The organism is Suilimivivens sp. (genome assembly GCF_037359455.1).
Lineage (GTDB): Bacteria > Bacillota > Clostridia > Lachnospirales > Lachnospiraceae > Suilimivivens > Suilimivivens aceti.
This window is the reverse complement of sequence record NZ_JAXXXI010000058.1, coordinates 1-16350: the sequence shown is the minus strand read 5'-3', so window position 1 is coordinate 16350 and position 16350 is coordinate 1. Positions and strand designations below refer to the sequence as shown.

At 43.6% G+C, this 16350-nt stretch carries 31 protein-coding genes; all 31 read left to right on the top strand.

Annotated features, from left to right (window positions below):
• Positions 1–26 precede the first annotated feature (26 nt).
• Positions 27–1580, top strand: a complete 1554-nt coding sequence (gene putP, locus WJQ40_RS13200; RefSeq protein ID WP_262575569.1) for a sodium/proline symporter PutP — start codon at positions 27–29, stop codon at positions 1578–1580.
• A 390-nt stretch (positions 1581–1970) separates the two neighbouring features.
• Positions 1971–2288 (top strand): 30S ribosomal protein S10, encoded by a 318-nt coding sequence (gene rpsJ, locus WJQ40_RS13195; RefSeq protein WP_118799088.1) that lies wholly within the window; start codon positions 1971–1973, stop codon positions 2286–2288.
• 74 nt (positions 2289–2362) lie between these two features.
• A complete protein-coding gene (gene rplC / locus WJQ40_RS13190; RefSeq protein WP_118799089.1) occupies positions 2363–3046 on the top strand; it encodes a 50S ribosomal protein L3 in 684 nt (227 codons plus the stop codon).
• Positions 3047–3080: 34 nt separating this feature from the next.
• Positions 3081–3701, top strand: coding sequence for a 50S ribosomal protein L4 (gene rplD / locus WJQ40_RS13185; RefSeq protein WP_118799090.1), 621 nt, complete (start codon positions 3081–3083; stop codon positions 3699–3701).
• On the top strand, positions 3701–4000 hold the full coding sequence (gene rplW / locus WJQ40_RS13180) for a 50S ribosomal protein L23 (RefSeq protein ID WP_118799091.1): 300 nt from the start codon (positions 3701–3703) through the stop codon (positions 3998–4000). The genes rplD and rplW overlap by 1 nt, the downstream gene beginning before the upstream one ends.
• 81 nt (positions 4001–4081) lie before the next feature.
• Positions 4082–4924, top strand: a complete 843-nt coding sequence (gene rplB / locus WJQ40_RS13175; protein ID WP_118799092.1) for a 50S ribosomal protein L2 — start codon at positions 4082–4084, stop codon at positions 4922–4924.
• A gap of 19 nt (positions 4925–4943) precedes the next feature.
• Entirely contained in the window at positions 4944–5225 is a 282-nt protein-coding gene (rpsS, locus tag WJQ40_RS13170; protein ID WP_022350138.1) for a 30S ribosomal protein S19, read from the top strand.
• 14 nt (positions 5226–5239) lie between these two features.
• Positions 5240–5626, top strand: a complete 387-nt coding sequence (gene rplV / locus WJQ40_RS13165) for a 50S ribosomal protein L22 (protein ID WP_118799093.1) — start codon at positions 5240–5242, stop codon at positions 5624–5626.
• Positions 5627–5638: 12 nt separating this feature from the next.
• Complete coding sequence (gene rpsC, locus WJQ40_RS13160) at positions 5639–6310, top strand: 30S ribosomal protein S3 (protein WP_118799094.1); 672 nt, start codon at positions 5639–5641, stop codon at positions 6308–6310.
• The gene (gene rplP / locus WJQ40_RS13155) at positions 6310–6747 is read left to right on the top strand and encodes a 50S ribosomal protein L16 (protein ID WP_118799095.1); all 438 of its coding nucleotides are present in this window, start codon (positions 6310–6312) and stop codon (positions 6745–6747) included. Before rpsC ends, rplP begins: the two co-directional genes overlap by 1 nt.
• Positions 6737–6943 (top strand): 50S ribosomal protein L29, encoded by a 207-nt coding sequence (gene rpmC, locus WJQ40_RS13150; protein WP_118799096.1) that lies wholly within the window; start codon positions 6737–6739, stop codon positions 6941–6943. Before rplP ends, rpmC begins: the two co-directional genes overlap by 11 nt.
• Before the next feature lie 42 nt (positions 6944–6985).
• Entirely contained in the window at positions 6986–7240 is a 255-nt protein-coding gene (gene rpsQ / locus WJQ40_RS13145) for a 30S ribosomal protein S17 (RefSeq protein ID WP_118799097.1), read from the top strand.
• A 38-nt stretch (positions 7241–7278) separates the two neighbouring features.
• Entirely contained in the window at positions 7279–7647 is a 369-nt protein-coding gene (rplN, locus tag WJQ40_RS13140; RefSeq protein ID WP_118799098.1) for a 50S ribosomal protein L14, read from the top strand.
• Positions 7648–7659: 12 nt separating this feature from the next.
• The gene (gene rplX / locus WJQ40_RS13135; RefSeq protein ID WP_118799099.1) at positions 7660–7971 is read left to right on the top strand and encodes a 50S ribosomal protein L24; all 312 of its coding nucleotides are present in this window, start codon (positions 7660–7662) and stop codon (positions 7969–7971) included.
• A 24-nt stretch (positions 7972–7995) separates the two neighbouring features.
• Complete coding sequence (rplE, locus tag WJQ40_RS13130) at positions 7996–8535, top strand: 50S ribosomal protein L5 (protein WP_118799100.1); 540 nt, start codon at positions 7996–7998, stop codon at positions 8533–8535.
• Positions 8536–8555: 20 nt separating this feature from the next.
• Positions 8556–8741, top strand: coding sequence for a type Z 30S ribosomal protein S14 (locus tag WJQ40_RS13125; RefSeq protein ID WP_118799101.1), 186 nt, complete (start codon positions 8556–8558; stop codon positions 8739–8741).
• Between the two features lie 25 nt (positions 8742–8766).
• Entirely contained in the window at positions 8767–9168 is a 402-nt protein-coding gene (rpsH, locus tag WJQ40_RS13120) for a 30S ribosomal protein S8 (RefSeq protein WP_118799102.1), read from the top strand.
• A 46-nt stretch (positions 9169–9214) separates the two neighbouring features.
• Positions 9215–9757, top strand: a complete 543-nt coding sequence (gene rplF / locus WJQ40_RS13115) for a 50S ribosomal protein L6 (RefSeq protein WP_118799103.1) — start codon at positions 9215–9217, stop codon at positions 9755–9757.
• A 20-nt stretch (positions 9758–9777) separates the two neighbouring features.
• Positions 9778–10146 carry a 50S ribosomal protein L18 gene (gene rplR, locus WJQ40_RS13110; protein WP_118799104.1) on the top strand — a complete coding sequence of 123 codons (369 nt, stop codon included), beginning with the start codon at positions 9778–9780 and terminating at the stop codon, positions 10144–10146.
• 16 nt (positions 10147–10162) lie between these two features.
• Positions 10163–10672 carry a 30S ribosomal protein S5 gene (gene rpsE / locus WJQ40_RS13105; RefSeq protein WP_317246640.1) on the top strand — a complete coding sequence of 170 codons (510 nt, stop codon included), beginning with the start codon at positions 10163–10165 and terminating at the stop codon, positions 10670–10672.
• Between the two features lie 13 nt (positions 10673–10685).
• Positions 10686–10874, top strand: a complete 189-nt coding sequence (rpmD, locus tag WJQ40_RS13100; protein WP_118799106.1) for a 50S ribosomal protein L30 — start codon at positions 10686–10688, stop codon at positions 10872–10874.
• Between the two features lie 29 nt (positions 10875–10903).
• A complete protein-coding gene (rplO, locus tag WJQ40_RS13095) occupies positions 10904–11344 on the top strand; it encodes a 50S ribosomal protein L15 (protein WP_118799124.1) in 441 nt (146 codons plus the stop codon).
• Positions 11344–12657: a preprotein translocase subunit SecY gene (gene secY / locus WJQ40_RS13090; RefSeq protein ID WP_262575575.1), complete on the top strand. Its 1314-nt coding sequence runs from the start codon at positions 11344–11346 to the stop codon at positions 12655–12657. The genes rplO and secY overlap by 1 nt, the downstream gene beginning before the upstream one ends.
• Before the next feature lie 71 nt (positions 12658–12728).
• A complete protein-coding gene (locus WJQ40_RS13085; RefSeq protein WP_337540763.1) occupies positions 12729–13370 on the top strand; it encodes an adenylate kinase in 642 nt (213 codons plus the stop codon).
• A 44-nt stretch (positions 13371–13414) separates the two neighbouring features.
• Positions 13415–14182, top strand: a complete 768-nt coding sequence (map, locus tag WJQ40_RS13080) for a type I methionyl aminopeptidase (protein ID WP_262575576.1) — start codon at positions 13415–13417, stop codon at positions 14180–14182.
• A 15-nt stretch (positions 14183–14197) separates the two neighbouring features.
• Complete coding sequence (locus WJQ40_RS13075; RefSeq protein ID WP_118799110.1) at positions 14198–14470, top strand: KOW domain-containing RNA-binding protein; 273 nt, start codon at positions 14198–14200, stop codon at positions 14468–14470.
• On the top strand, positions 14463–14681 hold the full coding sequence (infA, locus tag WJQ40_RS13070; protein ID WP_118799111.1) for a translation initiation factor IF-1: 219 nt from the start codon (positions 14463–14465) through the stop codon (positions 14679–14681). Before WJQ40_RS13075 ends, infA begins: the two co-directional genes overlap by 8 nt.
• 70 nt (positions 14682–14751) lie before the next feature.
• Entirely contained in the window at positions 14752–14865 is a 114-nt protein-coding gene (gene rpmJ / locus WJQ40_RS13065) for a 50S ribosomal protein L36 (protein ID WP_031271335.1), read from the top strand.
• 293 nt (positions 14866–15158) lie between these two features.
• On the top strand, positions 15159–15527 hold the full coding sequence (gene rpsM, locus WJQ40_RS13060) for a 30S ribosomal protein S13 (protein WP_118799112.1): 369 nt from the start codon (positions 15159–15161) through the stop codon (positions 15525–15527).
• A 30-nt stretch (positions 15528–15557) separates the two neighbouring features.
• Complete coding sequence (gene rpsK, locus WJQ40_RS13055; protein ID WP_118799113.1) at positions 15558–15959, top strand: 30S ribosomal protein S11; 402 nt, start codon at positions 15558–15560, stop codon at positions 15957–15959.
• 89 nt (positions 15960–16048) lie between these two features.
• The coding region (rpsD, locus tag WJQ40_RS13050; RefSeq protein WP_337540760.1) for a 30S ribosomal protein S4 at positions 16049–16350 on the top strand (302 nt) is incomplete at its 3' end.

The window sequence follows — 16350 nt, the reverse complement described above, 5'->3', positions numbered from 1 at the left end:
AGACAACAGATTATGAGGAGGACATTATGACAGGAAATTCACTTGGATTTGTCATTCTGGCATTTGTACTGTATCTTCTGATGATGGTCATCATCGGCGCATTATATGCGAAGAAGAATAGTACCACAGAGGATTATTTTTTAGGAGGCAGAAGCCTTGGCGGCTTTGTGGCAGCACTGTCTGCGCAGGCATCTGATATGAGCGGCTGGCTGCTGATGGGACTGCCGGGTTCTATTTATGCACTTGGAACGGGACAGGCATGGATCGCTATCGGACTTTTTATCGGAACTGTACTGAACTGGATCTTTATTTCAGGAAGACTCCGCAGGTATACGATCAGGGCGAACAATTCACTGACCCTTCCGACCTACTTTGAGAATAGATTTCATGATAAGAAAAAAGTACTTCTTTTCATTTCGTCTGTGACAATTGTTATCTTCTTTCTGGTATATACAGCATCAGCGCTGGCAGCGGGAGGCAAGCTTTTTACTTCCGTATTTAATGTAGATTATAAACTGGCGCTGACGATCGGCGCCGTTGTTATCCTGACCTACACCTTTCTTGGCGGTTTTATGGCTGTTTGCGTTACTGACTTTGTTCAGGGAACACTGATGCTGATCGCACTGCTTGCTGTACCGATCATGGCATACAGTATCGTAGGCGGTGGAAATGTCATGAGCACACTGGATGCCAGTGGCGTTGCAGGCGGCAGTGCAGCGTACTTAAGCCTTTTTTCCAATGGCGGAGAGGCCTATAAGGCAGTAGATATCATTTCAGGACTTGCATGGGGACTTGGTTACTGTGGTATGCCCCATATCCTGGTCCGCTTTATGGCTGTACGAAATGAAAAGGAACTGAAGAAATCCAAAGGCATTGCTATTATATGGGTATTTATTTCCCTGGCATGCGCGTGGGTCATTGGTATTCTCGGAAGAGCTTACCTGTTCCCGGAGGTACTGACAGGTGGAGAAGAAGAAAAAGTATTTATCAAAATGATTATCAAGCTGTTCAGCGAAGATGTGAAGCTTCCTCTGATCGGCGGATTCTTCCTCTGCGGAATCCTGGCAGCAATCATGTCAACAGCAGATTCTCAGCTCCTTGTCAGCGCTTCCAGTGTAGCGGAGGATATTGTGAAGGGTATTATCAAGAAGGATGCAGATGAAAAGCAGATCTTCAGGATCAGCCGTTATACTGTGCTGGTGATTGCAGTATTGGCCTACATCATCGCCCTGAACCCGAATAACTCCATTATGGGACTTGTTTCCAATGCCTGGGCAGGTCTTGGTGCAGCCTTCGGTCCTACTGTACTGTTATCTCTTTATTGGAAGAGAACCAATTTCCAGGGAGCAGTAGCAGGTATCGCCAGCGGAGCCCTGACTGTTATCGCGTGGGATTATCTTCCTATTATAAGTGGACAGACCATCGGGGCAGCTACCGGGTTATATTCCCTGGCAGTTGGATTTCCTGTGAGCCTTCTCTTCATTATTATAGTGAGCCTCTTAACACCTCCTCCGACAGAAGAGATGGTTACAGAGTTTGAAGATGTCAGTAAGAGAAAAATTGATTTTGATCAGGAGTAGAAACAGTTCAGCTCTCTGAAAAATTGCTGAAAAAAATTTAAAAATGGTATTGCATTCTCATGCCACATCGTTTATACTAATAGACGCTGTGGCATGATAGCTGTGAAGCGTGAGGTTGCTGCGGATCCGAAAGGAAGCGCAGGTTTTCCGTGGAGCGAATGTCAAGAGTTCTGCCAGGTGGCAGAACGAAAGAACCTGACGGCAAGTCACTGTACAAACGTAAGTCTGTAAAGAAACAGAAACACGTGTGTTAAGAATGCAGAACCTTAAGAAGCTGAGTCCTTTGGATCCGGCATTTTGCGTGGGAGAGCAGGACACACACGGAAGAGTGTACAGTCACCGCTTGTCGTACTTATCAATAAAAAGTGCGAAAAGGAGGCGACTTTTTTTATGGCAAGTCAAGTAATGAGAATCACACTCAAGGCTTATGACCATCAGCTTGTTGATGCGTCTGCCAAAAAAATCATCGAAACAGTTAAGAAGAACGGAGCACAGGTGAGCGGCCCTGTACCGCTTCCTACTAAAAAGGAAGTTGTTACAATCTTAAGAGCAGTTCATAAGTATAAGGACTCCAGAGAGCAGTTCGAACAGAGAACTCACAAGAGACTGATCGATATCATTACACCTACACCCAAGACTGTAGATGCTCTGCAGAGACTTGAGATGCCTGCCGGTGTATATATCGACATCAAGATGAAGAACAAGTAAGAAGCAGGCAGAAAACTCTAATCACTAGAATGGCCCGATAGCGGCCCGCTGTAGAATCAAATGGAGGAAAAGAAATGAAAAAAGGTATTTTAGCTACCAAAGTCGGAATGACTCAAATCTTCAATGAAGATGGAACATTAGTTCCTGTTACAGTACTTCAGGCTGGACCCTGTGTAGTAACACAGGTTAAGACCGTAGAAAATGACGGTTACAGCGCAGTACAGGTTGGATTTGTTGACAAGAAAGAAAAGGCTGTTAACAAAGACAAGGCTGGAAAGAAGGAAGTAATCCACAGACACGGCGTTAACAAAGCATTAAAGGGACACTTCGAAAAGGCTGGCGTATCCTGCAAGAGATACATCAGAGAGTTCCGCTTTGAAAATGCAGAGGAGTATACACTCGGAAGCGAAATTAAAGCCGATATGTTTGCAGCCGGAGATAAGATTGATGCATCTGCTATTTCCAAAGGTAAGGGATTCCAGGGCGCAATCAAGAGACTCGGTCAGCACAGAGGTCCCATGGCTCATGGTTCCAAATTCCATCGTCATCAGGGTTCCAACGGTGCATGTTCATCACCGAGCCGTGTATTCAAAGGCAAAGGAATGCCCGGTCACATGGGCTGCGTAAAGGTTACCGTACAGAACCTTGAGGTTGTACGTGTAGATGCAGAGAACAATCTGCTTCTGGTAAAGGGTGCAGTACCCGGACCTAAGAAAGCCTTAGTGACAATCAAAGAAACTGTAAAGGCTAATGCATAAGCAGCCTGAAAGATGAAAGGAGGACCATTCAGAAATGGCAAACGTATCTGTTTATAATATGGAAGGCAAGGAAGTTGGCACAATCGAATTAAACGATGCGGTATTTGGTGTTAAAGTAAATGAGCACCTGGTACACATGGCAGTTGTACAGCAGCTTGCTAATAATCGTCAGGGAACACAGAAAGCAAAGACTCGCTCTGAAGTTTCCGGTGGCGGAAGAAAACCCTGGAGACAGAAAGGAACCGGTCATGCAAGACAGGGTTCAACAAGATCTCCCCAGTGGACAGGCGGCGGTGTAGTATTCGCACCCGTACCGAGAGATTATTCCTTCAAGTTAAACAAGAAGGAAAAGAGAGCAGCTCTTAAGTCCGCTCTTACAAGCAGAGTAGAGGCTGGCAAGCTGATCGTGGTTGACGAGCTGAAGTTCGATGAGATCAAGACAAAGAAGTTCCAGGCAGTTCTTGATAACTTAAAGGTAAGCAAGGCTCTGGTTGTTCTTGCAGAGAACGATGAGAAGGTTGTTATGTCAGCAAGAAACATCCCTGCTGTAAAGACAGCACTCACCAATACAATTAATGTATATGACATTTTAAAGGGCGATACACTGGTTCTTACAAAGGACGCAGTCGCTAAGATCGAGGAGGTGTATGCATAATGGCAGCAATTCAGTATTATGACGTTATCCTTAAGCCGGTTGTTACCGAAAAGAGTATGGCTGGCATGAGCGAAAAGAAATATACTTTTCTTGTTCACCCCGAAGCAAATAAGACAATGATCAAAGAAGCTGTTGAGAAGATGTTCGAAGGTGCAAAGGTTAAGAAAGTAAACACCATGAACCTCGATGGAAAGACCAAGAGACGTGGAATGACCTTCGGCCAGACAGCAAAGACAAAGAAAGCTATCGTATGGCTTACAGAGGACAGCAAGGACATCGAGATCTTTGCAGGACTGTAAGATCCGGTAACAGGTAAAAGTCAGTTAAATATGCACAAACAAGTGCGATAAGAAATGTAGAACTCGAAAGGAGAAAAAGAAATGGGAATTAAGAGTTATAACCCATATACACCTTCCAGAAGAAATATGACCGGTTCTGATTTCTCAGAGATCACAAAGAAGACTCCTGAAAAGGCTCTTTGCGTATCCCTTGACAAGAACGCTGGTCGTAACAATCAGGGTAAGATCACAGTAAGACACCGCGGAGGCGGTTCCAGAAGAAAATACAGACTGGTAGACTTTAAGAGAAACGCTAAGGACGGCGTTCCCGCAACAGTAATCGGAATCGAGTACGATCCCAACAGAACAGCAAACATCGCACTGATCTGCTATGCAGACGGTGAAAAGGCTTATATCCTTGCTCCCGAAGGACTGACAGATGGCATGAAGGTCATGAACGGTCCTGAAGCAGAAGTAAGAGTTGGTAACTGCCTTCCTTTGGCAGCTATCCCGGTTGGTACCCAGGTACACAATATCGAGCTTCATCCCGGCAAGGGCGGTCAGCTGGTTCGTTCTGCTGGTAACAGCGCACAGCTGATGGCAAAAGAAGGTAAGTATGCAACACTTCGTCTTCCTTCAGGCGAAATGAGAATGGTTCCTCTTGAATGCAGAGCAACCGTAGGTGTTGTTGGTAATGTAGACCACAGCCTGATCAACATCGGTAAGGCTGGACGTAAGCGTCATATGGGTATCCGTCCTACAGTCCGCGGTTCCGTTATGAACCCGAATGACCATCCTCATGGTGGTGGTGAAGGTAAGACCGGTATCGGACGTCCGGGTCCCTGCACACCTTGGGGCAAGCCTGCTCTTGGCCTTAAGACCCGTAAGAGAAAAGCTTCTGACAAGCTGATTGTAAGAAGAAGAAACGGTAAGGCTATTAAATAATTAAGGAGGAGAGAAGAAAATGGCTAGATCACTGAAAAAAGGACCTTTTGCAGATGCAAGTCTGCTGAAAAAAGTAGATGCAATGAATGCAGCAGGACAAAAGCAGGTCATCAAGACCTGGTCCCGTCGTTCTACAATCTTCCCCTCTTTTGTGGGACACACATTTGCAGTACACGACGGAAGAAAGCATGTGCCTGTATATGTAACAGAAGATATGGTTGGACATAAGTTAGGCGAATTCGTGGCAACCAGAACCTATAGAGGACACGGAAAAGACGAAAAGAAGTCAAAAGTAAGATAAGGAGGTTTTTGGCAATGGCAAAAGGACATAGATCCCAGATTAAAAGAGAAAGAAATGCGCAGAAAGATACAAGACCTTCAGCTAAGTTATCTTATGCAAGAGTGTCTGTACAGAAAGCATGTTTCGTTTTAGATGCCATCAGGGGCAAAGATGTTACAACAGCCCTGGCAATTTTAGAGTATAATCCCAGATATGCTTCCAGCATCATCAAGAAGTTGCTTGAGTCTGCTATCGCAAATGCAGAGAACAACAACGGAATGAATGTAGAAAACCTTTATATTGCAGAATGCTATGCAGATAAGGGACCTACTATGAAGCGTGTAAAACCGAGAGCACAGGGAAGGGCTTACAGAATCGAGAAGAGAATGAGCCACATCACAGTTGTGCTTGATGAAAGATAGGAGGAAGAGTAAATGGGACAGAAAGTTAATCCCCACGGCATGAGAGTCGGTGTTATTAAGGATTGGGATTCTAAATGGTATGCAGATGCAGAGTTTTCTGATTACCTTGTTGAAGACTATAACATCAGAAAATTCCTGAAGAAGAAATTATACAGTGCCGGCATTTCCAAGATTGAGATCGAAAGAGCAGCAGGCAGAGTAAAGGTTATCATCTACACAGCTAAGCCCGGTGTTGTAATCGGTAAGGGCGGTGCAGAAATCGAAGTTACCAAGAAGGAACTTTCCAAGCTGACCGGCAAGAAAGTACTTGTTGATATCAAAGAGATCAAGAGACCTGACAGAGATGCACAGCTTGTTGCAGAGAATATCGCACAGCAGCTTGAGAACCGTGTATCCTTCAGACGTGCTATGAAGTCCTGCATGGGCAGAACCATGAAGGCTGGCGCTCTTGGTATTAAGACTTCCTGCTCAGGACGTCTTGGCGGAGCTGATATGGCCCGTACAGAATTCTACAGCGACGGAACTATCCCGCTTCAGACATTACGTGCTGATATCGAGTATGGTTTCGCAGAAGCAAATACAACCTACGGTAAGGTAGGCGTTAAAGTATGGATCTACAAGGGTGAAGTACTTCCTACTAAGAAGAATGAAGAAAAAACAGTGCAGGAAGGGAGCGATAAATAATGTTAATGCCTAAAAGAGTTAAACGTCGTAAACAGTTCCGTGGCACCATGAGAGGAAAAGCAACCCGTGGCAACACAATTTCTTACGGTGATTTCGGTATTGTAGCATTAGAGCCTTGCTGGATCAAGTCAAACCAGATCGAGGCAGCCCGTATTGCTATGACACGTTATGTAAAGCGTGGCGGTAAGGTTTGGATCAAGATTTTCCCTGACAAGCCGGTAACAGCTAAGCCTGCTGAAACTCGTATGGGTTCCGGTAAAGGTGCATTAGAGTACTGGGTAGCAGTAGTAAAGCCCGGCCGTGTAATGTTTGAAATCTCAGGAGTAGCCGAAGAAACAGCTAGAGAAGCATTAAGACTTGCAACTCACAAGCTTCCCTGCAAGTGCAAGATCGTTTCTAAGGCAGACTTGGAAGGCGGTGTATCAAATGAAGACTAACAAGTATGTAGAAGATTTAAATGCGAGATCAGCTGCAGAATTAGCACAGGATTTAGTAGCTGCTAAGAAAGAACTTTTCAATTTGAGATTCCAGAATGCAACCAACCAGCTGGATAATACAGCAAGAATTAAAGAAGTAAGAAAAAACATTGCAAGAATTCAGACCGTTATTACAAAGAAGCAGAAAGAAGCTTAAGGTTGTAAACTGAATTTCAAGAAAGGAAAGGAGACTTAAGTCGTGGAAAGAAATTTAAGAAAAACACGTACCGGTAAAGTTATCAGTGATAAGATGGATAAGACAATCGTTGTTGCTATCGAAGAGCACGTTAAGCATCCTCTTTACAAGAAGGTTGTTAAGAATACCTACAAGTTAAAGGCACATGATGAGAACAACGAATGCCATATCGGAGATACTGTTAAAGTTATGGAAACAAGACCTTTATCCAAGGATAAGAGATGGAGACTTGTTGAGATCGTAGAGAAAGCCAAATAGCATAAGGCTATGGATAGTAATTTTGGAAGGAGATTAGCATGATTCAACAGGAAAGTAGACTGAAGGTCGCTGATAACACAGGTGCTAAGGAAATCCTCTGCATCAGAGTTATGGGCGGTTCTACAAGAAGATATGCACAGATCGGCGATGTGATTGTTGCTACTGTTAAAGATGCAACACCAGGCGGCGTTGTAAAGAAGGGTGATGTAGTAAAGGCTGTAGTTGTCCGCTCTGTAAAAGGCGCACGTCGTAAGGACGGTTCCTATATTAGATTTGACGAAAATGCTGCTGTTATCATTAAAGATGATAAGACTCCCAGAGGAACCCGTATTTTTGGACCGGTAGCAAGAGAGCTTCGTGAGAAACAGTTCATGAAAATTGTTTCCCTGGCTCCCGAAGTATTATAGGAGGATACAGGCATGGCAAGCTTAAAAATTAAAAAGGGCGATACCGTTAAGGTTATCGCCGGTAAAGATAACGGAAAAGAAGGCAAGGTGCTTTCTGTAGACGCTAAGAACCATAAGGTTGTTGTAGAGGGTGTTGGCGTTGTTACAAAGCACACAAAGCCTTCAGCAGCTAACCAGAATGGTGGAATTATTCAAAAAGAAGCTCCCATTGATATTTCAAACGTAATGCTTGTTCACAACGGAAAGACTACAAGAGTAGGCTTCAAGATTGAAGGCGACAAGAAGGTACGTTTTGCAAAGTCAACTGGCGAAGTAATTGACTAATTCTTGGAAAGGAGAACTGGAAGCGTGAGCAGACTGAAAGATTTATATAATGATGAGATCGTAGATGCTTTAACCAAAAAGTTTGGTTATAAGAATGTGATGGAAGTACCCAAGCTTGACAAGATCGTAATCAACATGGGCGTAGGCGAAGCTAAGGATAACGCAAAGCTTCTTGAGTCCGCTGTTAAGGATCTTGAAACCATTACCGGTCAGAAGGCTGTACTTACCAGAGCAAAGAAATCTGTTGCTAACTTCAAGATCAGAGAAGGACTGGCAATCGGATGTAAGGTTACACTCCGCGGCGAGAGAATGTATGAGTTCCTTGATCGTCTTGTGAACCTGGCACTGCCTCGTGTACGTGACTTCAGAGGTGTTAACCCCAATTCATTTGATGGAAGAGGAAATTACTCCCTTGGTATCAAGGAACAGCTGATCTTCCCTGAAATCGAATATGATAAGGTTGACAAGGTAAGAGGTATGGACATCATCTTTGTTACAACAGCAAAGACTGATGAAGAAGGACGCGAGTTATTGAGATTATTCAATATGCCGTTTGCAAAGTAAGAAGGAGGTAAATAGAATCCATGGCTAAGACTTCAATGAAGATTAAACAGCAGCGTAAACCTAAATTCTCTACAAGAGAATACACACGTTGCAAAATTTGTGGACGTCCCCACTCTGTTTTGAAAAAGTACGGAATCTGCAGAATTTGCTTCCGTGAACTGGCATATAAGGGTCAGATTCCCGGTGTTAAGAAAGCAAGTTGGTAGGCAATAATTTAAGGAGGAAAAAAGAATGACAATGAGTGACCCTATTGCAGATATGCTTACAAGAATCCGTAATGCAAATACTGCAAAACACGATACAGTAGATGTTCCCTCTTCCAAAATGAAGCTCGCAATTGCAGATATTCTTGTAGAGGAAGGATACATTAAGAAATATGACCTGATCGACGAAGGAAGCTTCAAGACGATCCGCATCACATTAAAGTATGGTGCAGACAGAAATGAGAAGATCATTTCCGGATTAAAGAGAATCAGCAAGCCTGGTCTTCGTATTTATGCAGGCAAGGATGAACTCCCAAGAGTACTTGGCGGACTCGGTATCGCTATCATCTCCACCAATCAGGGTGTCATCACAGATAAAAAAGCAAGAGAGCTTCAGGTAGGCGGGGAAGTACTCGCATACGTTTGGTAATAAGAAACTCAAAGGTTTGTTTCATTAATTTATAGGAGGTACGGGCATGTCACGTATAGGAAGAATGCCAATCGCAATTCCTGCAGGAGTTACTGTAGAGGTTGCAGAAAATAATAAAGTGACTGTAAAAGGTCCTAAAGGAACACTGGAAAGAGTGCTTCCGGCAGAAATGGAGATCACGGTTGAAGGCGCAGAAGTAATCGTTAAGAGACCCAATGATCTGAAGAAGATGAAGTCCTTACATGGTCTGACAAGAACACTGATCCACAACATGGTTGTTGGTGTTACTGATGGCTATGAGAAGAAACTGGAAGTAAACGGTGTTGGTTACAGGGCAGCAAAGTCAGGTAATAAGCTGACCTTATCTTTAGGATATTCTCATCCGGTTGAGATGATCGATCCTGAAGGAATCGAGACAGTTCTTGACGGACAGAACCTTATCATCGTAAAGGGTATTGATAAAGAAAAAGTTGGCCAATTCGCAGCTGAAATCAGAGATAAGAGAAGACCTGAGCCTTACAAGGGCAAGGGAATCAAGTATGTTGATGAGACTATCAGACGTAAAGTTGGTAAGACTGGTAAGAAATAAGAGATAAGGAGAGTGTAAAAATGGTTAGTAAGGAATCAAGACAGAAAGTTCGTGTTAAGAAGCACATGAAAATTCGTAACCGTTTCAGCGGAACAGCGCAGAGACCACGTTTAGCTGTGTTCAGAAGTAATAATCATATGTATGCTCAAATTATTGACGATACAGTTGGCAATACTTTAGTTTCAGCATCTACTCTTGAGAAGGATGTAAAGGCTGAGCTTGAAAAAACCAATAACGTTGATGCAGCAGCATATCTTGGAACTGTAATTGCTAAGAGAGCAATTGAAAAAGGTATTGATACCGTAGTCTTTGACAGAGGCGGCTTTATATACCAGGGTAAGATCGAAGCATTAGCAGATGCAGCCAGAGAAGCTGGCTTAAAATTCTAGGAAAGGAAGACGTGTAATCATGAAGAATATCATAGATGTAAGCCAGTTAGAGTTAAATGATAAAGTTGTTACCATCAAGCGTGTAACAAAGACCGTAAAGGGTGGACGTAACATGAGATTTACCGCACTTGTAGTTGTAGGTGACGGTAATGGCCATGTTGGTGCAGGACTTGGAAAGGCTGTAGAAATTCCCGAAGCTATCCGTAAGGGAAAAGAAGATGCTATGAAGCACATCGTCAGCATTCCTCTTGATGAGAACAATTCTATCACCCATGACTTCATCGGTAAGTACGGTTCCGCAAACGTTCTTTTAAAGAAGGCTCCCGATGGTACCGGTATCATCGCTGGTGGTCCTGCACGTATCGTTTGCGAACTTGCAGGTATTAAGAATATCCGTACCAAGTCACTTGGATCCAACAACAAGCAGAACGTAGTTCTTGCAACAATCGAGGGATTAAGCCAGTTAAAGACTCCTGAAGAGGTAGCAAAGAACCGCGGTAAGTCTGTAGACGAAGTATTAGCATAGGAGGGAATGTAAGATGGCAGAACAGAAAATGTTAAAGATCACATTAGTGAAATCTCCTATCGGGGCTGTTCCCAAGCAGAAGGCTACTGTAGCATCCATGGGACTTCGTAAGCTGAATAAGACAATCGTACTGCCCGACAATGCAGCTACCAGAGGACAGATTCAGCAGATCAGACATTTAGTTAAAGTAGAAGAAGCATAAATTATAGATAAGGAGGTGTCACAATGAGTATTGAATTATCCAACTTAAGCCCTGCAGAAGGTTCTGTAAAGAGTGATAATTTTAGAAGAGGTCGTGGACACGGTTCAGGAAACGGCAAGACAGCTGGTAAGGGCCACAAGGGTCAGAAAGCTCGTTCAGGAGCACCGAGACCTGGCTTTGAAGGCGGTCAGATGCCTTTATACAGAAGAATTCCCAAGAGAGGCTTTAATTGCCCCAGCCACAAGGAAATCGTGGGAATTAACTTATCTGCACTCGACAGATTCGAAGATGGCGCAGTCGTAGACGTAGACGCATTAGTAGAGTCCGGAGTTGTAAGAAACCCTAAGGATGGCGTTAAAATCCTCGGAAATGGAGATATTACCAAAAAGCTTACAGTCAAAGCAAATGCGTTCAGCGCATCCGCAAAGGAGAAGATTGAAGCTGCTGGTGGAACTGCAGAGGTGATTTAATGTTAGAAACCTTAAAAAACGCATTTAAAATCAAGGAAATTAGAAATAAGATATTATTTACATTTGCCATGCTGGTTGTGATCCGTTTAGGATCACAGCTGCCTGTGCCGGGTGTAGACAGACATTATTTTTCTAACTGGTTTGCACAGCAGACAGGTGATGCGTTCAACTTTTTTGATGCCTTTACGGGTGGATCATTCTTAAATATGTCCATTCTGGCACTCAATATCACACCCTATATTACATCCTCCATTATCATGCAGCTTCTTACCATTGCAATTCCGAAGCTGGAGGAGATGCAGAGAGACGGGGAAGAGGGAAGAAAGAAAATGGTTTCCATTACCCGTTATGTAACCGTAGGGCTTGCTTTATTTGAATCTACCGCAATGGCAATCGCATTTGGCGGCAACGGTCTCCTGGAGAATTACAATGCACTGAATGTGATTACAGTTATTGCAGCTTTAACAGCAGGTAGTGCCTTCCTTATGTGGGTAGGTGAAAGAATTACTGAAAACGGTGTTGGAAATGGTATTTCCATCGTCCTGGTAATCAACATCATTTCCCGTATTCCACAGGATCTGGCAAGTCTGTTCCAGCAGTTTGTTATCGGAAAGCCGATTGCAACCGCTGTCTGTGCAGCAGCACTGATCCTTGCGATCATTATAGGAATGGTAGTACTTGTTATTATACTGAATGACGGCGTTCGTAAGATCCCCGTTCAGTATGCGAAGAAAATGCAGGGAAGAAAAATGGTCGGCGGACAGACATCCTCTATCCCGCTGAAGATCAACACCGCGGGTGTTATCCCGATCATCTTTGCATCTTCACTGATGCAGCTTCCGATTATTATCTGCAGCTTCTTTAAGATTAATGGTACCGGAATATGGGCACATATCTTAAGAGGACTGAATTCCTCTTACTGGTGCAATCCCAAGGAACCGGTGTATTCCATAGGACTTCTGGTGTATGTTGTACTGGTTATCTTTTTCGCCTACTTCTATACATCCATTACCTTCAATCCACTTGAGATTGCAGAGAATATGAAAAAGTCCGGCGGCTTTATTCCGGGTATCAGACCTGGAAAGCCTACCAGCGAGTATCTGTCAAAGATTTTGAATTATATCATTTTCATCGGTGCAGTTGGTCTTACCATTGTTTGCATTATTCCTTATTTCTTCAATGGTATCTTCAATGCTTCCGTATCCTTTGGTGGAACAAGTCTTATCATTATCGTTAGCGTTGTGCTTGAGACAATGAAGCAGATCGAATCTCAGATGCTGGTTCGTAATTACAAAGGTTTTTTGAATGACTAAGATGAATTAAAATTTAGAGGTTGTGGGGAAGGGATTCCCCTGACCTCTATATTGCGTAATGGAGGGTAAAGATGAAGATCATCATGTTAGGCGCACCTGGAGCCGGAAAAGGCACACAGGCAAAAATGATAGCAGAGAAGTACAGTATTCCCCATATTTCTACGGGAGACATTTTCAGATACAACATCAAGAACGGTACAGAGCTTGGAAAAGAAGCTAAGAAGTACATGGATCAGGGTCTTCTTGTTCCCGATGAACTGACAGTTAAGATCCTTCTTGACCGTGTTGCCCAGGATGACTGCAAGAACGGTTATGTTCTGGATGGCTTCCCGAGAACCATTCCTCAGGCTGAAGTACTGGAAGAGGCACTGACAAAGCTTGGTGACAGGATTGATTATGCTATCAATGTAGAGGTTCCCGATGAGAACATCGTTAAGAGAATGAGTGGAAGACGCGCCTGCGTAAACTGTGGCGCAACCTATCATATTGAGCACGTTCCTCCGAAGAAGGAAGGCATCTGCGATAACTGCGGAAGTGAGCTGATCCTTCGTGATGACGATAAGCCGGAGACAGTAAAGAACCGTCTTTCTGTTTATCACAAGCAGACACAGCCATTGATCGATTTTTACAATGGCAAGGGCGTACTCAGAACTGTAGACGGAACGGTAGACATGAAGGATGTATTCAATGCTATCGTTGCTATTTTAGGTTAAGCTTCCCCGTTTTGTGAAGATGCAGACTGAAAACGGAGGCGTGTATGGCGATAACAATTAAATCTGCAAGAGAAATTGAGCTGATGCGGGAATCCTGCAGGCTGCTTTCAGAGGTTCATGACAGACTGAAGGAAGCGATCAAACCGGGGATTTCAACCTATGAAATCAATGCACTGGGAGAAAGGCTGATCAGAGGATATGGATGTGAGCCGAATTTTTTGAATTATAACGGATATCCGGCTTCCATCTGTGTATCTGTGAATGATGAGGTTGTCCATGGCATCCCGAAGAAGGAACGGATCCTTGAGGAGGGCGATATCGTCAGCCTGGATGCGGGACTGATCTATAAAGGCTATCATTCCGATGCGGCAAGAACCTATCCGGTAGGAACGGTTTCTGCAGATGTGCAGCAGCTTATGGATGTAACAAGACAGAGCTTTTTTGAAGGAATTAAATTTGCAAGGGCAGGCTGTCATTTATATGACATTTCAAGAGCCATTGATGCCTATGCAAGCAAATTTGGATATGGGATCGTCCGTGACCTTGTCGGACACGGAATCGGAACTCATCTGCATGAAGATCCACAGATTCCTAACTTCAAACAGTGGAGAAAGGGAATTAAGCTTCAGCCGGGTATGACACTTGCTATCGAGCCCATGATCAACCTTGGAACCTATGAGGTCGGATGGCTGGATGACGACTGGACCGTGGTAACTGCGGACGGACTGCCGTCAGCACATTATGAGAACACAGTCCTGGTCACAGAGGGTGATCCGGAGATACTGACACTGCCAGCCGGGGCGAAGGGCTGATGGATGAGGTGAAGAATGACAGAGATGTTTGCAATTTCCAAAGCAGGACACGATAAAGGCCAGATGTATGTTATTTTGAAAGAAGAAGGCGAATATCTTTATCTTGTGGATGGAAAGACCAGAGGTGTGGATAATCCGAAGAAAAAAAAGAAAAAGCATGTACAGCCTGTGAAAACGGGTGCTGACGAGAAGCTTGCAGAAAAAATAAAAGACATGCGCACTATATATAATGAAGAAATCAGATTTGCGATCAAAAGCAGAACAAATAAGGAGGTAGACAATGTCTAAGTCAGATGTAATCGAAATCGAAGGAACTGTAGTAGAAAAGCTTCCCAATACCATGTTCCAGGTAGAACTGGAAAATGGACACAAGGTGCTTGCCCATATCAGTGGTAAGCTGAGACAGAATTTTATCCGTATTCTTCCCGGAGATAAGGTAACTCTGGAGCTTTCTCCCTATGATTTATCCAAAGGAAGAATTATTTGGAGAGATAAATAAAAAAGCTATTGTATTTATTATAAACACATGCTATAATGTAAAACGGTCTTTTTTGAAAGGAGGGTTTAACATGAAGGTTAGATCATCAGTAAAACCGATTTGCGAAAAGTGCAAAATCATCAAGAGAAAAGGACGTATCAGAGTAATCTGCGAGAATCCGAAACACAAACAGAGACAAGGATAATCCACTGCGACAGCAGAAGGGTTCTTGTCCATTTATTATGAAAGCGGCTGCAGTGTCAGAAGACACTGATTATTCTAATAAATTGTACCAAGGAGCCTTAGGTGATTACTTGTTGATACTGGTGCGCAGTCTTTCTTCTTAATATAGAAAGAGAAAGATGCATCGGAAAGATCGGAACGTCCGATTGGGCAATAGACCTGCCCCAATCAATTAGTATCAGGTATCTGTCATGAACAGATGCCGGCAGACACGAAAGCTGTGATCTGCAAAAAAGGAAAATGGAGGAAACGTAAATGGCTCGTATTGCAGGTGTTGACTTACCCAGAGAAAAACGTGTAGAGATTGGCCTTACCTATGTCTATGGAATCGGCAGAGTAAGCGCTAACAAGATTCTGGAGAAAGCAAAGGTAAATCCCGATACCCGTGTCAGAGAGCTCACTGATGATGAAGTTAAGAGAATCAGCGAAGTAATCGACGCAGAGTACATGGTAGAAGGTGATCTGAGAAGAGAAGTGGCTCTTAACATTAAGAGACTTCAGGAAATCGGATGCTACAGAGGAATCCGTCACAGAAAGGGACTTCCTGTTCGTGGTCAGAAGACAAAGACCAATGCAAGAACAAGAAAAGGTCCTAAGAGAACAGTTGCAAATAAGAAGAAGTAATTCAATTTTGAGAAAGTAGGTTAGTTTAAAATGGCAGCAGCAAAAAAAGTTACAAAAAAGGTGACAAAGAAACGTGTCAAGAAAAACGTTGAACATGGACAGGCACATATCCAGGCTTCATTTAACAATACCATCGTTACTTTAACAGATAGCGAAGGTAATGCACTGAGCTGGGCAAGTGCTGGTGGTCTTGGATTCAGAGGTTCAAGAAAATCTACTCCCTATGCAGCTCAGATGGCAGCAGAAACAGCAGCAAAGGCTGCTCTGATTCATGGTCTTAAGTCTGTAGATGTTATGGTTAAGGGACCTGGATCAGGACGTGAAGCCGCAATCCGTGCGCTGAATGCATGCGGAATTGAGGTAACCAGTATCAGAGACGTAACTCCTGTTCCTCATAACGGATGTCGTCCGCCCAAGCGTCGTAGAGTATAGTCTGCGATTCAGTCAGAAGTAAATCGTAAATCAAGTTGGAAGAAGGCGCCAGGTGCGCTGTAAACAATAATTTCAGGAGGAAATTTAAAATGGCAGTAAACAGAGTCCCCGTATTAAAGAGATGCAGATCACTTGGTCTTGAACCCGCATATCTTGGTTATGACAAGAAGTCTAACAGAACAAATGCAAGAGCAGGCAAGAAGGTAAGTGAGTACGGACTTCAGTTAAGAGAGAAGCAGAAAGCAAAGTTCATCTATGGTGTACTTGAGAAGCCTTTCAGAAACTACTATGAAAAAGCTGATAGAATGAAAGGTATGACCGGTGAAAACCTTATGGTTATGCTTGAGAGCAGACTTGACAGCGTAGTTTTTAGAATGGGATTTGCAAGAAC

Bases quoted from the DNA above. Each gene is read 5' to 3' on its own strand.
- rplP (WP_118799095.1), top strand. From the start codon at position 6,310: ATGTTAATGCCTAAAAGAGTTAAACGTCGTAAACAGTTCCGTGGCACC.
- rplD (WP_118799090.1), top strand. From the start codon at position 3,081: ATGGCAAACGTATCTGTTTATAATATGGAAGGCAAGGAAGTTGGCACA.
- rpmJ (WP_031271335.1), top strand. From the start codon at position 14,752: ATGAAGGTTAGATCATCAGTAAAACCGATTTGCGAAAAGTGCAAAATC.
- rpsC (WP_118799094.1), top strand. From the start codon at position 5,639: ATGGGACAGAAAGTTAATCCCCACGGCATGAGAGTCGGTGTTATTAAG.
- rplN (WP_118799098.1), top strand. From the start codon at position 7,279: ATGATTCAACAGGAAAGTAGACTGAAGGTCGCTGATAACACAGGTGCT.
- rplF (WP_118799103.1), top strand. From the start codon at position 9,215: ATGTCACGTATAGGAAGAATGCCAATCGCAATTCCTGCAGGAGTTACT.
- WJQ40_RS13075 (WP_118799110.1), top strand. From the start codon at position 14,198: ATGACAGAGATGTTTGCAATTTCCAAAGCAGGACACGATAAAGGCCAG.
- infA (WP_118799111.1), top strand. From the start codon at position 14,463: ATGTCTAAGTCAGATGTAATCGAAATCGAAGGAACTGTAGTAGAAAAG.
- putP (WP_262575569.1), top strand. From the start codon at position 27: ATGACAGGAAATTCACTTGGATTTGTCATTCTGGCATTTGTACTGTAT.
- WJQ40_RS13085 (WP_337540763.1), top strand. From the start codon at position 12,729: ATGAAGATCATCATGTTAGGCGCACCTGGAGCCGGAAAAGGCACACAG.
- WJQ40_RS13125 (WP_118799101.1), top strand. From the start codon at position 8,556: ATGGCTAAGACTTCAATGAAGATTAAACAGCAGCGTAAACCTAAATTC.
- rpsK (WP_118799113.1), top strand. From the start codon at position 15,558: ATGGCAGCAGCAAAAAAAGTTACAAAAAAGGTGACAAAGAAACGTGTC.
- rpsM (WP_118799112.1), top strand. From the start codon at position 15,159: ATGGCTCGTATTGCAGGTGTTGACTTACCCAGAGAAAAACGTGTAGAG.
- rpsS (WP_022350138.1), top strand. From the start codon at position 4,944: ATGGCTAGATCACTGAAAAAAGGACCTTTTGCAGATGCAAGTCTGCTG.
- rplC (WP_118799089.1), top strand. From the start codon at position 2,363: ATGAAAAAAGGTATTTTAGCTACCAAAGTCGGAATGACTCAAATCTTC.
- map (WP_262575576.1), top strand. From the start codon at position 13,415: ATGGCGATAACAATTAAATCTGCAAGAGAAATTGAGCTGATGCGGGAA.
- rpsH (WP_118799102.1), top strand. From the start codon at position 8,767: ATGACAATGAGTGACCCTATTGCAGATATGCTTACAAGAATCCGTAAT.
- rpmC (WP_118799096.1), top strand. From the start codon at position 6,737: ATGAAGACTAACAAGTATGTAGAAGATTTAAATGCGAGATCAGCTGCA.
- rplW (WP_118799091.1), top strand. From the start codon at position 3,701: ATGGCAGCAATTCAGTATTATGACGTTATCCTTAAGCCGGTTGTTACC.
- rplX (WP_118799099.1), top strand. From the start codon at position 7,660: ATGGCAAGCTTAAAAATTAAAAAGGGCGATACCGTTAAGGTTATCGCC.
- secY (WP_262575575.1), top strand. From the start codon at position 11,344: ATGTTAGAAACCTTAAAAAACGCATTTAAAATCAAGGAAATTAGAAAT.
- rpsJ (WP_118799088.1), top strand. From the start codon at position 1,971: ATGGCAAGTCAAGTAATGAGAATCACACTCAAGGCTTATGACCATCAG.
- rplB (WP_118799092.1), top strand. From the start codon at position 4,082: ATGGGAATTAAGAGTTATAACCCATATACACCTTCCAGAAGAAATATG.
- rplR (WP_118799104.1), top strand. From the start codon at position 9,778: ATGGTTAGTAAGGAATCAAGACAGAAAGTTCGTGTTAAGAAGCACATG.
- rpmD (WP_118799106.1), top strand. From the start codon at position 10,686: ATGGCAGAACAGAAAATGTTAAAGATCACATTAGTGAAATCTCCTATC.
- rplV (WP_118799093.1), top strand. From the start codon at position 5,240: ATGGCAAAAGGACATAGATCCCAGATTAAAAGAGAAAGAAATGCGCAG.